The sequence below is a fragment of the Glutamicibacter creatinolyticus genome, assembly GCF_006094275.1.
GTDB lineage: Bacteria > Actinomycetota > Actinomycetes > Actinomycetales > Micrococcaceae > Glutamicibacter > Glutamicibacter creatinolyticus.
The window spans coordinates 70,854-87,654 of sequence record NZ_CP034412.1 but is presented as its reverse complement, the minus strand read 5'-3'; the positions used below and the strand labels follow the sequence as shown (position 1 = coordinate 87,654).

Below are 16,801 nucleotides of genomic sequence, written 5' to 3'. Positions count from 1 at the left end.
ATCACTACTTTCCTAAGATCAGGCTCATGGCTTCGGCGCGGGTCGCGGTTTCGCGCAGCTGGCCGCGCACCGCGCTGGTGACGGTCTTCGCGCCGGGCTTCTGCACCCCGCGCATGGACATGCACATGTGCTCGCATTCCACGACCACGATCGCGCCCTGCGGGTGCAGGTGCTCAACCAGGGCGTCGACGATCTGGGTGGTCAGCCGCTCCTGGACCTGGGGGCGGCGGGCGAAGACCTCCACCAGCCGGGCCAGCTTGCTCAGCCCGGTGACCTTTCCGGCCTTGCCCGGAATGTAGCCGATGTGCGCCGAACCGTGGAACGGGACCAGGTGGTGCTCGCAGGTGGAGTAGAACGGGATGTCCTTGACCAGCACCAGTTCATCGTGCTCGATGTCAAAGGTGGTGTCCAGGTGTTCGGCCGGGTCCTGGCTGAGCCCGGCGAAGAATTCGGCGTACGCCTTGGCGACCCGCTTGGGGGTGTCCACCAGCCCGTCACGGTCCGGGTCCTCGCCGATGGCCAGCAGGATCTCGCGCACCGCCGCCGCAATGCGCGGCTGGTCCACTTCTTTGGCCGGCACGCCGTTGGAGGACTGGGCTCCCTCGGGACCGGGCACGCTGTCCTGGCTCTTCGAACTGTCTATGGTCTTGGAACTACTCACGTTCTAGATCCTATCCGGTTTGGGGTGCCGGCCCGCGCATCGAAAGGTAACACGGGCACCGCCGGCACCCGTGGGCGGTGGGCGATACGCCGCGGGCGGCCGGGGCGTTTCGCCTCCGGCCGCCCGCGGGGTGCCTGCCTAGTCGCTGGCCTGCGCGGCCCGCTCCTTGGGGCTAAGAATCGGCCCGGCCTCGTGCACGGGGCGCTGCGCGTTGGACAGCCACACCTCGCGCTTGTCGATCTTGACCAGGTCGGAGAAGATCTCCTCGATCTCCTTCTGGTTCAGCGTCTCGTGCTCCAACAGCGCCAGCGCCAGCCGGTCGAGCACCGGACGGTTGTGGGTCAGCGCCCAGTACGCGTCGTCGTGCGCCGCCTCGATGAGCTTGCGCACCTCGTCGTCGACCAGCGAGGCCATCTCATCGGAGTATTCGCGGCTGCCGGCCTGGCCGTACATCGCGTCCCCGGAGGAGGAGGACAGGCGCACCGCGCCGACCTTCTCGCTCATCCCGTATTCGGTGACCATCTTGCGCGCGGTGGCGGTGGCCTTCTCGATGTCGTTGCTGGCCCCGGTGGACGGGTCGTGGAAGACGATTTCCTCGGCCACGCGCCCGCCCATGGCGTAGGCCATCTGGTCCAGCAGTTCGTTGCGGGTCACCGAGTACTTGTCCGACTCGGGCACCACCATGGTGTAGCCCAGGGCGCGGCCACGCGGCAGGATGGTGATCTTGGTGACCGGGGCGGTCTGGTTCATGGCCGCGGCCACCAGCGCGTGCCCGCCCTCGTGGTAGGCGGTGACCTTGCGCTCGTGCTCGTCCATCAGCCGGGTGCGCTTCTGCGGGCCGGCCATCACCCGGTCGATCGCCTCATCCAGGGCGCGGTCATCGATCAGGTTCGCGTTGGAGCGCGCGGTCAGCAGCGCCGCCTCGTTCAGCACGTTGGCCAAGTCCGCGCCGGTGTACCCGGGGGTCTTCTTGGCCACCGCGGTCAGGTCCACGGACTCGTCCACGGGCTTGCCCTTCACGTGCACCTTCAGGATCTGCTCGCGGCCCTTCAGGTCCGGGGCCTCGACCGGGATCTGCCGGTCAAAGCGGCCCGGGCGCAGCAGCGCCGGATCCAGCACGTCGGGACGGTTGGTCGCGGCGATCAGGATGACGTTGGTGGTGGCGTCGAAGCCGTCCATCTCCACCAGCAGCTGGTTCAGGGTCTGCTCGCGTTCGTCGTTGCCCCCGCCGATGCCGGCGCCGCGGTGGCGGCCCACCGCGTCGATCTCATCGACGAAGATGATCGCCGGGGAATTGTTCTTCGCCTGCTCAAACAGGTCGCGCACGCGCGAGGCGCCCACGCCGACGAACATTTCCACAAAGTCCGAACCGGAGATCGAGTAGAACGGGACCTGCGCCTCACCGGCGACGGCCTTGGCCAGCAGGGTCTTGCCGGTGCCCGGGGGACCGTAGAGCAGCACGCCCTTGGGGATCTTCGCGCCCACGGCCTGGAACTTGCCCGGCTCGCGCAGGAACTCCTTGATCTCGTGCAGCTCCTCCACGGCCTCATCGGCCCCGGCCACGTCCTTGAACGTCACCTGCGGCATGTCCTTGGTGATCAGCTTCGCCTTGGACTTGCCGAACTGCATGACCTTCGAGCCCCCGCCCTGGGAGCGGGCCAGGATGAACCAGAACAGGCCGGCGATCAGCAGGAAGGGGATGATCACGCCCAGCATGGAGACGAACCAGTTGTTCTGCACCGGCTGGTCGGTGAACTTGTTCAGCTTCGCGCCGTTCATGGCGTCGATAACCTGCTCGCTGCGGGCCACCGAATAGTAGAAGGAGACGTTCTTGCCCTTGTCGACCCCGTCCACGTTCAGCGGGTCCTTCAGCAGCAGGTCCACCCGCTGGTCCCCGTCGAAGATCTTCGCCTCGGCGGCGTTGCCCGAACGCAGCTGGTTCAGGCCCACCGAGGTGTCCACGCGCGCGCTGTTCTGCCCGAAAAGCATCGGCAGGAACAACAGCACGGCGGTGACCCCGACGAGCACCCAAATGATCCAGCTGTTAAAAAGTTTCTTGGTTTTCATCGATCCGGAGGTTCCCGTTCCCCCGCATCCCCCTCACGCACTTCATCCGACGTCCGGGCTACGCCATGTCTATCGATACTGATCAACGCACGCGGCGCACGAAAAGTTCCCTACTGGTAGATGTGGGGCGCCAGGGTGCCGATGCAGTCCAGGTTGCGGTACTTCTCCGCGTAGTCCAGCCCGTAGCCGACCACGAACTCGTTGGGGATGTCCATGCCCACGTACTTCACGTCGATCTTCACCTTGGCCGCCTCCGGCTTCTGCAGCAGGGTGCAGATTTCCACGCTGGCCGGGCCGCGGGATTCCAGGTTGGACTTCAGCCACGACAGGGTCAGCCCGGAGTCGATGATGTCCTCCACGATCAGCACGTGCTTGCCCATCAGGTCGGTGTCCAGGTCCTTGAGGATGCGTACCACCCCGGAGGACTGGGTGCCCGAACCGTAGGAGGAGACCGCCATCCAGTCCATGGTCACGTGCGACTTCAGTGCGCGCGAGAGGTCGGCCATGACCATCACCGCGCCCTTGAGCACACCCACCACGAGGATGTCGCGGCCTTCGTAGTCCTTGTCGATCTGCGCGGCCAGTTCGTTGATCCGGGCCTGGATCTCTTCCTTGGTGTACAGCACGTGGGCCAGATCGGCCTTGATCTCGTTCGAATCCACGAAGGTTCTCCTGAATGTAGAGGGGTGGTACCCCACTAGATTGCCACACTCCGGCCCCCAGTGTTTAGCCGGGTCTGGTGAAAACGATCACCGGACCGCGCCGGTAGGCGTAGATCTCTCCCTCCAGCTGCACCGGGCCGGCCGAACGGCTCGGCGCCGTGCCCAGTCCGGCCAGCTGCTGCAGCGCCGCGGTGCGTTCCCGGCTCGGGTTCGTTCCCCCGGCCGCGCGCACGGCCAGGCGCAGCACCCGCGAGGAAATGGCCGGGGGCAGTTCACGCAGCCCGCGCAGCGGCAGGCGGTGCCCGTCGGCCAGCTGCCGGTAGCTCTGCGCCGCCCACTCATCCAGCGCGTCCGCGTCCTGGGCGGCCAGTTCGGCGGTGCCCGCCAGCGCCTGGGGCAGGTGGGCGCCCAGCTCCCGGACCAGCACCGGCAGCACCCGGTGGCGGATCTGGTTGCGCCGGTAGCGCACATCCGTGTTGCTCGGGTCCTGCCACCAGTTCACCGACGCCTGCCGGCAGATCTGCTCCAGCTGTTCGCGGCGCAGGCCCAGCAGCGGGCGCCGATAGGGGCCGCGCACCGCGCGGATTCCGGCCAGCGAGCGCGTCCCGGAACCGCGCAGCAGCCCCAGCAGCACCTGTTCGGCCTGGTCATCCAGGGTGTGGGCGAGCAGCAGGGCCTGGGCACCGGTGGCGCCCAGAGCGTGCTCGAACTGCTGGTAGCGGGCATGACGGGCGCTGGCCTCATCCGCGGCGGTGCTCACCTGGCGCACCAGCACCGGGTCCAGGCCCAGGCTCCGGCAGGTTTCGGCCGCCTGCCGGGCCACCGCGTCGCTGCCCGCGGCCAGCTGGTGGTCCACGATCACCGCCCCGGCGCGCAGCTTGCCGGCGCGCACCAGTTCGGCCGCGGCCACCGCCATCCCCAGCGAGTCCGATCCCCCGGAGACCCCCAGCAGCACGAACTGCCCGCCAACCTGGCGCTGAATGGCGATCCGGGCCTGGGACAGGGCACTGCTCATCGCGCCGGCCTCACGCCATCCTCGCCAGCCACTGCTGCGGGTGGTCCAGCTCGCTGGCCGTGGGGAAGGCCTGGCGGGATTCGAAGATCCGGTTGAACCCGTCATAGCCGATCTGCCCGACGATGTGTCGCACGAACTTCTCCCCGCGCTCGTACTGCCGGGCCTTGGCATCCATGCCCAAAAGCTTGCCCACCCAGGTGGCGATCACCCCGCGGTTCTGGCCGCGGGCGGCGAAGCGCTGGCGGATGGTCTTGATGCTGGGGATGTCGTGAACGTCGTTCATCACCGCCATCGCGTGGCCCTCAAGCACCGACATGATGGTGGTCAGCTCCCCCACCTCGCTGCGCAGCGACTTCACCCGCTGGCCGATCTCGGCCATGGAGCGGGTCTTGCCGCCGCTGCCGGTGAAGATCGCGGCCAGCGTTTCACGCATCACCTCCGGCACCCAGGTGGCCACCTCGAACTGCAGCCGGTGGGTCTGCTCGTGGGTGGCGACCCACAGGTAGAAGTCCGCCGCGTTCAGGTTCATCTCCCCGCGGATCTGGGTGATGGTGGGGGCGTTGAGCAGCAGCCGCGAACCGCTGTAGGGGTCAAACTGGCCCAGCACCCGGGTGGAGAGGATGGAGAGCACCGCCCCCAGCTCGGCCCCGGCGATCACCGGCACGCTGGGCGGGGTGCTGGGCAGTTCGGGCATCATCGCGGCGAAGTTCTGGCTCACGGCCTTGGCCCATCCGGCGCGGTCCACCACCAGCACCTGGGCCGGCTTGGTGGAGCCCAGCCCCGAGATCGCCTCGGCCTTGCGCAGACCCAGTTCCGCCGCCTGGCGCAGCTCGGCCACGATCCGCGCGGCCTGCGCCTGGTCCAGGGCCGGCCCGGCGGGGGTCAGCGCCTTGGCGGTGGACAGGGCCACCTCCCAGTCAATCCACTGGTTCATGGTGTTTCTCCTTTGGTTGACGGTCTGCTAGCGGCAGCCGCAGGCGTGCAGCGCCCGCACCGCCGCATCCAGGGTCGGCTTGTGCGGGGCCAGTCCGCCGCCGGGGTGGTGGGCGAAGATGCTGAAGGCCACCGGGCGGCCATCGCTGGTGAGCGTCACCCCGGTGAGGGTGGCCACCCCGGACAGCGATCCGGTCTTGGCGCGGATCAGCCCGCGGGTGTCCGCCGTGCCCAGCCGATCGGCCAGGGTGCCACTGTACCCCGCCACCGGCAGCCAGTACGCCAGCTCGCGCAGCCCCGCGTCCGGGCTGTGGCTGGCGGCGTGCAGCAGGCCGGTCAGCGCGGCCGGGGGCACCTTGTTGCTGGCGGCCAGGCCGCTGGCGTCGGCTAGCTCCATCCCCTGCGCGCCAAGCCGTTCCGCGACCTGCTGCACCGCCTGGTTCGCCTGTCCGGGCTCAAGCCCCAGCTCCACGGCCACCAGCCGGCCCATGGTCTCGGTCAGGTAGTTGTCCGAAACCAGCAGCATGTGCTTGATCTGCGCCCCCAGCGGGGCCGAGTCGACGCTGGCCAGCACCTCGCCGCCCGGATAGGCGCCGCGCCCGCCGTCGGTGACCTGCAGGTGCGCGGACAGTTCGCGGGCGAAAACCCGGCGCACCGCTTGGGCCGCATCCCGCTCATGGGCCGCGCCCTTCACGGCGGAGGCCCGCCCGGCATAGTGCGCCAGCGGGTAGAGGTCGGCAATGTTGTTCGAGGTGTACAGCGACTTGTCCCAGGCCGCATTGCCCTGGGCGCCGGCGAACAGCGAATCGTCCAGCCACAGCTTGACCTGCTGCACCCCGCGCTGCTTCAGTTCCCTGGCCGTCTGCTCGGCCAGGGTCTTGATCCCGGCGTGCCCCACCGTCGCCGCCGGGTCCGAGGCTCCGTCCCCCAGCAGCACGTCCCCGCCGCCGCGCAGCACCAGGGTGTCCCCGTCCAGCAGGGTGCTGGTCTGCAGCCGGTGCCCGGCGCCCAGGGTGTCCAGGGCGGCGATGGCGGTGGCGATCTTCAGGCTGGAGGCGGGGGTGCCGGGCCCGGCGCCGTTCTTCTCGTAGAGCACCTGGCCGGTGGGCAAATCCAGGACCTGGGCGCTGAAGCCGGTGCCGTCCGGGGCGTCGGCCAGGATCGCGTCGAGCTTGGCGGTCAGGATCCCGGCATCCGTGATCGGGGCTTGCCCGCCCGGGTCGGTGACCTGCGCCGCGGGCGCCGGCTCCAGGGTGGCGCTGGCGGGGGTGTGGAAGGCCTGCGGGGCGCCGGTGAACAGGCGCGGGGCGCTGAACATCGCCACGATCATCGCCAGGGCCGCGGCTGCTGCGGCGATGAGGGTCACCAGCCGTCGGGTGGACGCCTTCATGCGCGAATTTTTCCCTTCCCCGGTTTATCAACTCTGCGTCGTTGCCATATACGCTTGGAATCGGATATCCCTAAGACTAGTTTAGGAGCGTGCTTTTAATGGGCCACGACGTCACTATCGAGATCCCGACCGGATCGCGCGTCAAGTACGAGATCGACCACGAAACCCACCGCCTGCGCCTGGACCGCGTGCTGTTCACCTCGATGCAGTACCCGACCCATTACGGCTACTTCGATGACACCCTGGGCGAGGACGGCGATCCGCTGGATGCCATGGTCTTCATCCCCGGTGTGGACCTGCTGCCCGGCGTGGTGGTCGAGGCCCGCCCGATCGGCGTGTTCAACATGACCGATGACGGCGGCGGCGACGCGAAGCTGCTGTGCGTTCCGACCGACAAGCGCTTTGAGCACATCAAGGAGCTTGAGGACATCGACCAGTGGCTGATCAAGGAGATCGAGCACTTCTTCACCCGCTACAAGGACCTGGAGCCGGGCAAGTGGGTCAAGGCCGAGGGCTGGGAGGGCCGCGAGGCCGCCGAGGCGGAGCTGGAGCGCTCCATCGCCCGCTTCAAGGGCTAGGCCAAACGGTGCAGGGGGCGGTGACCGCGGGGTTGCCGCCCTTCGCCGTACCCGAGGGCGGATCGGGGCCGCCGCGGCCCGGGGAAGGAACAAGATGACATCGGCGCACCCCACGGTGCTGTTGTGTAGGCAGCGTCCCCCGCGCTGGCTGCGCCGGGGCGGGGGCGTCCTGCTCCTGCTCGTGGCGGCCGGCCTGGCGGCGGGCACCGCCACGGCGGGCCTGCCGGCGCTGCTGGGGGCCGGGTTCTTCGCCCTGGCCGGGATCTGGTGGGCGTTCGCGGCCCGGATCTCGGCGCGGCTGGATGCCCACACCCTCACCCTGGCCGCCCCGTTGTGGCGGCGCAGGCTGCCGCGGGAGCAGATCAGCCAGGTCCGTGTCGAGCCGGATTCCGGGCTGAACCCGGGGCTGCTGAACTGGCCGGTGCTGCGCACCGGCGGGCTGATCCGCCTGAACATGGGCGGGCGCACGGCCGTGAGCTTCTCGGCCGGCGGGCGGCGCTACCAGTTCGTGCTGGACCGGCCGCAGCTCGCCCGGCAGCTGGCCCAGGCGCTGCGCGGCTGAGGTTCAGCTTTCCGGGTCGTCCTGAAAGACCCGCACCTCCTGGGCGCAGCGGCAGCCGGCGGCGAACTTCGCCGCCCATTCCAGCGCCTGCTTGTAGCTGGGCAGCTCCAGCACCGAGTACCCGCCTTCCAGCTGGCTGGTCTGCGGGTAGGTTTGCTTGCTCACGGTCCCGTCGGCGTGCACCATCACCGGCGGGATGCTCTCATCAATGCCGCCGCCGAACACCCACACCCCGGCCTCCTTGGCCTGCCGGACCACCTCGTGGGAGGCGCGCGCCACCTCGTGCAGGTCCTCGGGCGGGAAGTCCATCGCTCCGCTGGGAAATGAGATGAGGTATTTGCTCATGGTCAACTCCTTCGCTCGGGTTTTGGCCATGCTAGCCAAGCACCGGGACCGGCGCAGCGTTTCGCAGGCGCCGCCCAGCTGCCCGGCTAGAGGATGGAGTCCAGCACCTCGCCCTGGGTGACCTCGATGCTTTCCACATCCCGCAGCTTGCGCTCCACCGCCCGGGTGCGGGTGCCGGCCTCCCGCACGGTGTTCTGCGCGGTGGCCAGCTGCTTGCCCAGCTTGTCCCACACGTCCCCGTACTTGCGGAATTCCTCCTTCGCGGCGGCCAGCACCTGCCAGACCTCGCTGCTGCGCTGTTCGATGGCCAGGGTGCGGAAGCCCATCTGCAGCGAGTTCAGCAGGCTCATCAGCGTGGTGGGTCCGGTAATCAGCACGCGGTGCTCGGTCTGCAGCCGGCTGGCCAGCCCCGGGCGGCGCACCACCTCGGCGAACAATCCCTCGGTGGGCAGGTACATGATGGCGAAATCGGTGCTGTGCGGCGGGGCGATGTACTTCCCGGAGATCAGCTTCGCCTGCTCAATGATCGCCCGGTCCAGGGCCCGGCTGGCCTGCTCGATGTCCTGCTTGATTCCCGATTCCTGGGCGTCAAGCAGCCGCTCATAGTCCTCCTGCGGCAGCTTCGAGTCGATCGGCAGGTACACCACCCCCTGTTCCCGGCCGGGCAGCACGACGGCGAACTCCACGCTTTCGCGGCTGCCGGGGCGGATCACCACGTTCTGCTCGTACTGCTCGGCGGTCAGGATGTCCTCCAGCTGCCGGGAGAGCTGCACCTCGCCCCAGGAGCCGCGGCTTTTCACGTTGGTCAGCACGCGCTTGAGCCCGCCCACGTCGGCGGCCAGGGACTGCATCTCCCCCAGGCCCTGCTGCACCATCTCCAGGCGCTTGCTGACCAGTTCGAAGGATTCGCCCAGGCGCTTTTCCAAGGTGCCCTGCAGCTTCTCATCCACCGTCTCGCGCATCTTCTCCAGCTTCGCCTCGTTGCCGGCGCGCAGCTTGTCCATTTCCTCGCGCAGCAGGCTCTGCAGCTGCAGGTGGCGCGCGGAGTTCGACTCGGTCAGCGTTGTCAGCCGCTCGTCGAGGGTGGCGCGCACCCGTTCCAGGCGCACCTCGTTGTCCTGGCGGACCTCACCCAGCGCCTGGCGCAGCTCGGCGCGCTGGCTGCCCAGGTCCTGGCGCAGTTCCCCGTGGGTGGCGCGCACCGCCTGCGTGATGGCGGCCGGGTCCTGTCCCGCCGCCCCGGTGCGCCGCACCACCAGCAGGCCGAGCAGCACGCTCAACAGGATGTTGATGACCACCAGGATCACGAGGGCCACGGTCATGGGATTCGTCCTTTTCGGGTTGGGAAGCGCTTCGTGTTCCCAGTTCTAGCACCCGTGCCGGACAGTTGGCGCGATAATGGGAGGCATGCGTCTTCTGGTCACCGGTTTTGAGCCCTTCGGTTCCGATCACTTCAATGCCAGCGGCCAGGTGCTGGCCCTGCTGCCCTCCCGGGTCGGGCAGCACACCCTGGCAACGGCGCTGCTGCCGGTCTCCTTCGCGCGTTCCGGCCCGGCCCTGCAGCACCTGGTCGCCGAGCACCGCCCGCAGGCGCTGATCTGCCTGGGCGAGGCCGGGGGCCGCAGCCGGATCACCCCCGAACGCTGGGGCGTGAATGAGGATGACGCCAGGATCCCGGACAATGACGGCGCCCAGCCCCGCAGCCGCCCGATCACCGCCGGGCCGCCGCGGGTGGCCAGCACCCTGGACCCCGAACCGCTCACCGCGGCCCTGAACGCGGCAGGGTTCGGCGCCCGCGTCTCCCAGGACGCCGGGCGCTTCGTGTGCAACCACGTGGCCTACCTGGCCTACCGGATGCCGCTGCCGGCCCTGTTCATCCACGTTCCGGCGCTGCGCCCGGCCGGGCAGACGGCCACGGTGGGGGCGGAGACCGATGCGGGGACCGGGAACAACCACGCGGCCGGGCCGCGGGATCTAAACGAGCTGGCCCGGGCGCTGGAAGTGGCGCTGGGCACATTGTGACCGGCCGCGTCCCGCGGCTTTTGGCCCCGGTTCACGTCCTGGTCCTAGGCTGGATGGATCATGAGCCTGACCAACCTCACCCCCGTCCAGCAACTGCGGGCCGGGCGCCTGCCGGTGCGCCTGTTCAATCTGATCACCGGCCTGCTGCTCTTTGCGCTGGCGATGGCGCTGATGATCCGCGCCGGACTGGGGGTGGATCCGTGGGATGTGCTGCACCTGGGCCTGGCCGAACACCTGCCGCTGTCGCTGGGCACGATCGTGATCATCGTCGGCGCCCTGGTCCTGCTGGCCTGGATTCCGCTGCGCCAGTGGCCCGGGCTGGGGACGCTGGCCAATGTGGTGCTGATCGGGGTGGGCCTGGACCTGTTCCTGTGGCTGATCCCGCCGGTGCAGGGGCTGGGCTGGCAGCTGGGCGTGCTGCTGGCCGCAATCCTCATCAACGGGCTGGGCGGTGCGCTGTACATCGGCTGCCACTTCGGGCCCGGACCCCGCGACGGGCTGATGACCGGGCTGCACCTGCGCACCGGCTGGTCGATCCGGCTGATCCGCACGCTGATCGAGCTGGGCGTGCTGGGAGTGGGCTGGGCGCTGGGCGGCCCGGTGGGGCTGGGCACCGTGGTCTATGCGCTGCTGATTGGCCCGGCCACCCAGTTCTTCTTCCGCTACACGATCATTCGCCTGCCCGCGCCGCAGCCGGCGGGGGCGTAGTTCCGGGCCGGTCGGCCGCTTCGGTGAACAACTGCGCCAGCGCCTGGTCCCCGCCCTGCCCGGCGACCTGCGCCAGCCGGCGCAGCAGCTGCGGGTCGCTGCCGCGCAGGTAGTCCAGGGCCCCGGCGCGCCCGGCGCCGGTGCGCGGGGTCTCGGAGTGGGTGGCGGTAACCGCGTCGGCGGCCTGCACCTCGCGCAGCACCGCCTGCCGGTCCGGCTCGCCCACCCGCGCCTCGAGCATCAGCAGCCGCCCGTAGACCGCCGGGTTGCCGATCTTGATGCGCCGGGCGCCGATCAGTTGGGAGAGCATCGGCGCGCTGATGCCCAGCACGGCGGCCAGGGAACGCTGGGACAACCCGTAATCCTTCATCACCGCGCCGAAACGTTCGGCCAGGGACGTGCCATAGATGGCCCGTTGCTGTTCGATGGTGTTGTCCATGGAAATAGTTTCCCACGGACGTTTGCATTTGCAAACGCATGAGCTATATTTGCTTTTGCAAACACTCGCAACGGAAGGATCGAGAGATGCCCCGCTATCTGACCCGCCTCGTGGCGCTGCTGGCCACCGGGCTGCTCTGCGCGGCACCCCTGGCCGCCGCGCAGGCCGATGAGCCCCCGGCCGCCGAACTGCAGCCGGTCATGGTGGTCATGGACTACTCCAGCTCCATGCTGGCCAAGGACGCGGACGGGAAGGGCACCACCCGCATCGACGCCGCGAAGAAGGCCACCAAGCACCTGATCAACAACGCACCCCAGGACGCGTCGATGGGCCTGGTCGTCTACGGCTCCAAGACCCCGAAGAAGTGCGATGACATCACCACCGTGCAGAAACCGGGTCCGGTGGACAAGAAGGAGCTGGCCGGCAAGCTGGACGGGCTGAAGGCCGTGGGCGAAACGCCGATCGGGGCCTCGCTGCTGCACGCGGCCAAGGAGCTGCAGCAGGTCAAGGGCCCCAAGTCGATCATCCTGGTCTCCGACGGCGAGGAGAACTGCTTCGAGCCCCCGGCCTGTGACGCGGCGAAGGACCTGGCCGGGCAGGGCATCGACCTGACCGTGCACACCATCGGCTTCAAGGTGAACTCCAAGGCCCGGGCCGAACTGGAATGCATCGCCAAGACCACCGGCGGCAGCTACGTCACCGCCCAGGACGCCGACTCGCTGCAGCAGGAGCTGACGGTGCGCACCCTGCGCGCCTTCGCCGGCTACACCCCGGCCGGCGCCCCGATTCAGGGAGCCACCCAGATGCATGAGGCCCCCACCATGGTTCCCGGCCAGTACCTGGACACCCTGGAGCGCGGGGAAACCGAGAGCTGGGTCAGCAAGGACGGCACCACCAAGTACTACAAGATCGGTCCGCTCAAGCCCGGCGAGCGCGCCCACTTCTCCGCCACCATGATCCCGGACCAGACCTACGACCACGCCACCGTGGCCTCCGGCCGGGTGCGGGTGCAGCTGGTCAACGGGCAGGGGCGCGAGTGCACCTCCGCGCAGAGCGCCAACTCCAACACCAGTGAGCTCGGCCGCCCGATGAGCGGCTACGTCAACAGCCCCGAGTACCGCCAGGACGCCTCCACCGGCTGCTTCGCCGACGGCACCGGCGAACTGTTCGCCAGGGTGACCCGCGACGGGGAACTGCAAAAGGACGCCCCCATGGACGTGGAGCTGCTCTACGTGCTGGAACCGGCCGTGGACGCCACGCTGCTGGGCGCCGAGGCGCGCCAGGCCGATGAACCCAGCTCCGTCACCGTGACCGGGCAGGCGGACCCGGTGCTGGGCGGCTCCAGCTTCAACGACGCGCTGCCCATCGAGTCCGGGAAGATCTATGCCGACTCCGCACTGACCAGCGAGGGACGCTACTACAAGGTGCACGTGGGCAACGGGCAGAAGCTGAACCTGCGCGCCACCAGCGGGAACAACACCGAAGCGGGCACCAACAAGGTGGGCGTGGCGGTGTACTCGGCGGTGCGCGAGCAGGTGCAGATGGTGGGGGAAAATTCCCTGTACCGCTCCAAGACGAACTCCACGGCGACCTTGAACATGCGCACCGCGGTCGACCAGTCCAACCGTTCCGGTTCGATCGGCAAGGACGCCTACCTGGGCGGGGACTACTACGTGGTGGTGTATTCCGACACCTGGCAGCAGAAGTCCAATGCGGTGCCCTTCGAATACGAGCTGGCCGTGGAGGTCACCGGCACCGAGCAGCCCTTCCCGGGCGCCGCGCCGATCTTCGAGGGCGAACCGGCCGGCGAACCGGACACCGACCAGGATGCCGGGCAGGCTTCAGCCGAACCGGCCCCCGCCGAACAGCAGCAGGATCAGCCGGAGCCCAGCCAGCAGCCGCAGGCCACCGGGCAGGCAGGCCCCTCCAGCGGCCCGCTGTGGCCCTGGTTCACCGCCGGGCTGCTGATCACCGCGGCCGTGCTGGCTGCCGGCAGCTTCCTGCAGCGCCACCGCGCCACGGCGGTCGTGGAACCGGCGACCACCCAGATCCAGAACAACGAGCCGAAGGGACGGCCATGAGGAAGCTTGTACTGAGCACGGCGCTGGGCCTGGCCCTGGTGGCCCAGGGCGCCACCGCCGCGGTGGCCGAGCAGAGCCCGGAGAGCAAGATCCTGGCGCACCAGCCGGTGGGCGCCGATATCACCGGCTCGGATTCCATGGATTCGGCGCCCCGGCTGGAGGCGGGCGCCCACCAGGACCGCCTGCCGGTCACCGGTGAGGAGCAGGCCCGCTACTACAAGCTGCCCGACATCCAGGACGGCGAGCGCCTGACGGTCAGCGGCCAGCCGATCGTGGACATGATGGGCGAACCCACCAGCCGCGAATCGATGCGCTTGCGCGCCGAGCTGCTTGATTCGCAGGGGCGCGCCTGCGCCGGCAACTCGAACGCTTCGATCTCCCGCAGCAATTCCACCCCGCTGCCGGTCCTGCACCTGCAGACCACGGCGAAGGACACCTACTCCACCTGCTTCTCCAACGAGGATGACACGGTGTACCTGAAGCTGCAGCGCACCGGGCAGTGGCAGGCGCAGGACGAGGTGCCGGTGGAGCTGCGGGTCAGCGTCGAACCGGCGGTGGATCCGACCTCGCTGTCCGGGGTGATGCCCGAACAGCAGCCCCCGGTCTCGGTGAGCCTGAGCGGGGAGCCGAGCCCGGTGTCCGGCGGCAGCGGTTTCGCCACCGCCACCGGGCTTTCCGCCGGCACGATCTCCGCCGATTCGGTGCTGCCCTACGAGGTCAAGTACTACAAGGTGCACCTTTCGGAGGGTCAGCGGCTGAGCTACCGGTTGAGCGTGCAGCCCTCCGAGAACGCCAGCGCCTCCGGGCTGGCCACCGGCACCTATTCCCCCCTGCTGGCTCCGGACGTGGCCGGCACGAGCTGGGACAAGCTCTCCCGGGAGGATGTGGGCGCCTCGGTCACCCGCAGCACGCTCAGCGAGGTCTCCCGCGACCTGGTGGACGGCTACGGGGGAAGGTTCGGCCTGCGGGTGCCCGGCGACTACTACATCGCGGTGGCCGGCACCGCTAATGACCCGCGTGGACTGAATCCGCTGAACTATTCGCTGGCCGTTGAGGTCAGCGGGGAGGCGAAGAACACCGGCGCCTGGGAGCCGGAAATCGGCGAGCAGGGCCAGGCCCTGGCCGCAGGGGCCGGTTCCTCCTCCTGGCTGCCCAGCGGCGCCCAGCTCGGCGCATTCCTGGGCGGGGCGGCGGTGGCGCTGGCCGGCTTTGCCGGGCTGTGGCTGCTGCGCCGCAAACGCGCCTAGCGCGCCCCTAGGGGGACGGGGACATCGGGTGCCATCGGTACCCGGTGTCCCCTTCTTCGCAGCGCAGCTGCTCATCATCCAGCCCGCGCACCTTCAGCCCGGCCTCCAGAACGGTGCACTGCTCCCCAGCCTGCACATTGGAGCTGATCTCCACCCCCGGGTCGCTGGCCGACGGCTTGCTGGCCGGAGTGCTGGGCGCGCTGGCCGGGGTGCTGGGCGCTGCGGACGCCGTGCCGGGCTCGGGGCCGGGTGTCTGCTGCTGCGGTGCCGGGTCCGTGCTGCCCTGCCCCGCGTCCTGTCCCGCCCCCTGGTCCGCCCCGATGAGCCACAGCGAGAGCGCCCCGAGCAGCACCGCGAGCGCCAGCAGCGCCCAGGGCAGCGCCTTGCGCGGTGCGCCGCGGCGCTGGGCCGCTTCCGCTTCCCGTGCGATCGCCGGTTCGGGCTGCGGCGGCACCGCGGCGTCTGGCCCTGCCGGGTCCGGCGCCTCGTTGGGCGGGAAGTGGTCGAACACCTCGAACACCTCCCCGGAGGCCACCCGGTAGCCTTCCCGGTTGCGCAGCCCGGCCAGCAGTTCCGGGGCCCGGGCGGCCGCCCGCTGCCGATCATCCGGCTGGGGGCTGAGCAGCCCAACCAGCACCCGCTCCAGCGGCCCGGCGGGTGGCTGGCCGGAGAGCGCCTCGCAACGCTCACGCAGCGCCGGGCCGTGCAGGGCCGGGTCAAGCAGCTGCACCCCCAGCACCCCCAGCGCGTACAGGTCCTGGGCGGGTTCCGGGTCGGCGCCGGCCCGCTGCCCCGGGGCCAGGAAGCCGTCGGTGCCCACGGTGATCCCCAGCTGGGTCAGCCGCGGCTGGTCCATGTGGGCGGCAATCCCGAAATCGGTCAGCCGCACCCGCGGCACCCCGGTCCCGGTCAGCTCCAGCAACACATTGGCCGGCTTCACGTCCCGGTGGATCCACCCGGCGGCGTGCACGTGGCCCAGCGCCTCCAGCAGCTGGGCCAGCACCTCTGCCGTCAGCTCGGGGCTCATCGCCCCGTAGTCCTGCAGGGCGGTGTGCAGGTTTCCGCCGCGCATCAGCTGGGAGGCGATGACCACCCGGTCATCCACGGCCGCCCACCCGTAGGGGGTGAGCAGATGGGGGTGGTCGAACTTCACGCCCTGTTCGCGCACGAAGCGCAGCAGCTCCCCGCTGTAGCTTTGGCGCATCACCTTCGCGGCGCAGCGCCGCCGGCACTGCAGGTCCCGGGCCAGCCACACCGAACCCGAGCCGCCCTGGGCAATGTGCTCGATCAGCTCAAACCGCCCGGCTATGACCTCTGCCATGCGCTCTCCTTCAGTTTCCCTGCGGTACCAGCCTAGGTCACCGCCGCCCGCGCGCCGGGCCGGATTCGCGCAACATCAGGACAAAGCGGGCCTGGCACGCAATACTTAAGCCATGTTTGTCGTTGCGCTCAGCCCCCGGCCCCGTTCGGTCACTGACGTGGCCGCGGCCGGAGAGGCGTTGTGGCACCAGTTGGGCCAGGTGCACACCCACGCACCGTTTACCGCGCTGTCCGGGCAGCTGCTGCTGGGGATGCCGGCGGATGCGGCGGCGGCCGTGGACGCGGTGCTGCGGGTGGCGCGGCTGAACTTCTGCAACATCGGGCTGGGCATCGGCCCGCTGCACACTCCGGTGCCCGAGGATGCCGAGCAGATCGACGGGCGGGCGCTGCGCCGGGCGCTGGGTGCGCTGCAGGCGGCCGGGCACCGCGGGGAGCGGGTTCCGATCTGCGTCTCGGGGCCGGCGGCGGAGCTGGACACGGGCATCGAGGGGCTGTTGCGGTTGCTGGGCCAGTCCATCCGCACCCGCACCGAGGCCGAATGGGCGGTGGTGGATCTGATGACCCCGGGGGTCCGCGGGCAGCAGCGGGCGATCGCCCAGGCCCTGGACATCACCCCGCAGGCGGTCTCCGCGGCGATCGTGCGCTCGGGGTTCAACGACGAGCACGACGCCCGGGCCGGGGTGGCCCGGCTGCTGCAGCTGGCCGACGCGGGCTAGCACGCCGGCGCCCGAAAAGATTTTCGAACCATCTTGCGCGCTGCCCCGCAGCCGG

At 69.7% G+C, this 16,801-nt stretch carries 17 protein-coding genes; 7 read left to right on the top strand and 10 right to left on the bottom strand.

Features of this window, described 5'->3' with window-relative positions; translation table 11 throughout:
• Positions 1-4 precede the first annotated feature (4 nt).
• From folE to GcLGCM259_RS00385, 6 genes are all read right to left on the bottom strand, one after another.
• Positions 5-616 (bottom strand): GTP cyclohydrolase I FolE, encoded by a 612-nt coding sequence (folE, locus tag GcLGCM259_RS00410; RefSeq protein ID WP_054821888.1) that lies wholly within the window; start codon positions 614-616, stop codon positions 5-7.
• A gap of 183 nt (positions 617-799) precedes the next feature.
• Complete coding sequence (gene ftsH / locus GcLGCM259_RS00405; protein ID WP_138173107.1) at positions 800-2,728, bottom strand: ATP-dependent zinc metalloprotease FtsH; 1,929 nt, start codon at positions 2,726-2,728, stop codon at positions 800-802.
• Between the two features lie 110 nt (positions 2,729-2,838).
• Positions 2,839-3,390: a hypoxanthine phosphoribosyltransferase gene (gene hpt, locus GcLGCM259_RS00400; RefSeq protein WP_054821563.1), complete on the bottom strand. Its 552-nt coding sequence runs from the start codon at positions 3,388-3,390 to the stop codon at positions 2,839-2,841.
• A 64-nt stretch (positions 3,391-3,454) separates the two neighbouring features.
• The gene (gene tilS, locus GcLGCM259_RS00395; protein ID WP_246049665.1) at positions 3,455-4,405 is read right to left on the bottom strand and encodes a tRNA lysidine(34) synthetase TilS; all 951 of its coding nucleotides are present in this window, start codon (positions 4,403-4,405) and stop codon (positions 3,455-3,457) included.
• A 10-nt stretch (positions 4,406-4,415) separates the two neighbouring features.
• The gene (locus GcLGCM259_RS00390; RefSeq protein ID WP_138925407.1) at positions 4,416-5,339 is read right to left on the bottom strand and encodes a zinc-dependent metalloprotease; all 924 of its coding nucleotides are present in this window, start codon (positions 5,337-5,339) and stop codon (positions 4,416-4,418) included.
• Positions 5,340-5,366: 27 nt separating this feature from the next.
• Positions 5,367-6,728, bottom strand: coding sequence for a D-alanyl-D-alanine carboxypeptidase/D-alanyl-D-alanine-endopeptidase (locus GcLGCM259_RS00385; protein ID WP_138925406.1), 1,362 nt, complete (start codon positions 6,726-6,728; stop codon positions 5,367-5,369).
• Between the two features lie 98 nt (positions 6,729-6,826).
• Between GcLGCM259_RS00385 and GcLGCM259_RS00380 the strand changes: the two genes are divergently transcribed.
• Positions 6,827-7,306, top strand: a complete 480-nt coding sequence (locus GcLGCM259_RS00380) for an inorganic diphosphatase (RefSeq protein WP_054822082.1) — start codon at positions 6,827-6,829, stop codon at positions 7,304-7,306.
• Between the two features lie 94 nt (positions 7,307-7,400).
• Positions 7,401-7,868 (top strand): hypothetical protein, encoded by a 468-nt coding sequence (locus tag GcLGCM259_RS00375; protein ID WP_138173113.1) that lies wholly within the window; start codon positions 7,401-7,403, stop codon positions 7,866-7,868.
• A 3-nt stretch (positions 7,869-7,871) separates the two neighbouring features.
• On the opposite strand, the gene GcLGCM259_RS00370 is transcribed toward GcLGCM259_RS00375, so the two are convergent.
• Both GcLGCM259_RS00370 and GcLGCM259_RS00365 read right to left on the bottom strand, forming a co-directional pair.
• On the bottom strand, positions 7,872-8,213 hold the full coding sequence (locus GcLGCM259_RS00370; RefSeq protein WP_054821889.1) for a YciI family protein: 342 nt from the start codon (positions 8,211-8,213) through the stop codon (positions 7,872-7,874).
• Between the two features lie 86 nt (positions 8,214-8,299).
• The gene (locus tag GcLGCM259_RS00365; protein ID WP_138925405.1) at positions 8,300-9,535 is read right to left on the bottom strand and encodes a DNA recombination protein RmuC; all 1,236 of its coding nucleotides are present in this window, start codon (positions 9,533-9,535) and stop codon (positions 8,300-8,302) included.
• A gap of 85 nt (positions 9,536-9,620) precedes the next feature.
• Between GcLGCM259_RS00365 and GcLGCM259_RS00360 the strand changes: the two genes are divergently transcribed.
• Together GcLGCM259_RS00360 and yczE are read left to right on the top strand one after the other, a co-directional pair.
• Positions 9,621-10,235, top strand: coding sequence for a pyroglutamyl-peptidase I (locus GcLGCM259_RS00360; protein ID WP_138173117.1), 615 nt, complete (start codon positions 9,621-9,623; stop codon positions 10,233-10,235).
• A 60-nt stretch (positions 10,236-10,295) separates the two neighbouring features.
• Positions 10,296-10,943 carry a membrane protein YczE gene (yczE, locus tag GcLGCM259_RS00355; RefSeq protein WP_138173119.1) on the top strand — a complete coding sequence of 216 codons (648 nt, stop codon included), beginning with the start codon at positions 10,296-10,298 and terminating at the stop codon, positions 10,941-10,943.
• Here the strand turns inward: yczE and GcLGCM259_RS00350 are convergent.
• Positions 10,906-11,382, bottom strand: a complete 477-nt coding sequence (locus GcLGCM259_RS00350; RefSeq protein WP_138173121.1) for a DNA-binding protein — start codon at positions 11,380-11,382, stop codon at positions 10,906-10,908. The two genes, yczE and GcLGCM259_RS00350, sit on opposite strands and share 38 nt — an antisense overlap.
• A gap of 86 nt (positions 11,383-11,468) precedes the next feature.
• On the opposite strand from GcLGCM259_RS00350, the gene GcLGCM259_RS00345 reads away from it, so the two are divergent.
• Together GcLGCM259_RS00345 and GcLGCM259_RS00340 are read left to right on the top strand one after the other, a co-directional pair.
• Positions 11,469-13,463, top strand: a complete 1,995-nt coding sequence (locus tag GcLGCM259_RS00345; protein WP_171021077.1) for a vWA domain-containing protein — start codon at positions 11,469-11,471, stop codon at positions 13,461-13,463.
• A complete protein-coding gene (locus GcLGCM259_RS00340) occupies positions 13,460-14,710 on the top strand; it encodes a hypothetical protein (RefSeq protein ID WP_138173125.1) in 1,251 nt (416 codons plus the stop codon). Before GcLGCM259_RS00345 ends, GcLGCM259_RS00340 begins: the two co-directional genes overlap by 4 nt.
• Before the next feature lie 7 nt (positions 14,711-14,717).
• On the opposite strand, the gene GcLGCM259_RS00335 is transcribed toward GcLGCM259_RS00340, so the two are convergent.
• Positions 14,718-16,031, bottom strand: a complete 1,314-nt coding sequence (locus tag GcLGCM259_RS00335; protein WP_138173127.1) for a serine/threonine-protein kinase — start codon at positions 16,029-16,031, stop codon at positions 14,718-14,720.
• 112 nt (positions 16,032-16,143) lie between these two features.
• Here GcLGCM259_RS00335 and GcLGCM259_RS00330 point away from each other — a divergent pair, with 112 nt between their 5' ends.
• Positions 16,144-16,746 carry a hypothetical protein gene (locus GcLGCM259_RS00330; RefSeq protein WP_138173129.1) on the top strand — a complete coding sequence of 201 codons (603 nt, stop codon included), beginning with the start codon at positions 16,144-16,146 and terminating at the stop codon, positions 16,744-16,746.
• Positions 16,747-16,801: the final 55 nt, after the last annotated feature.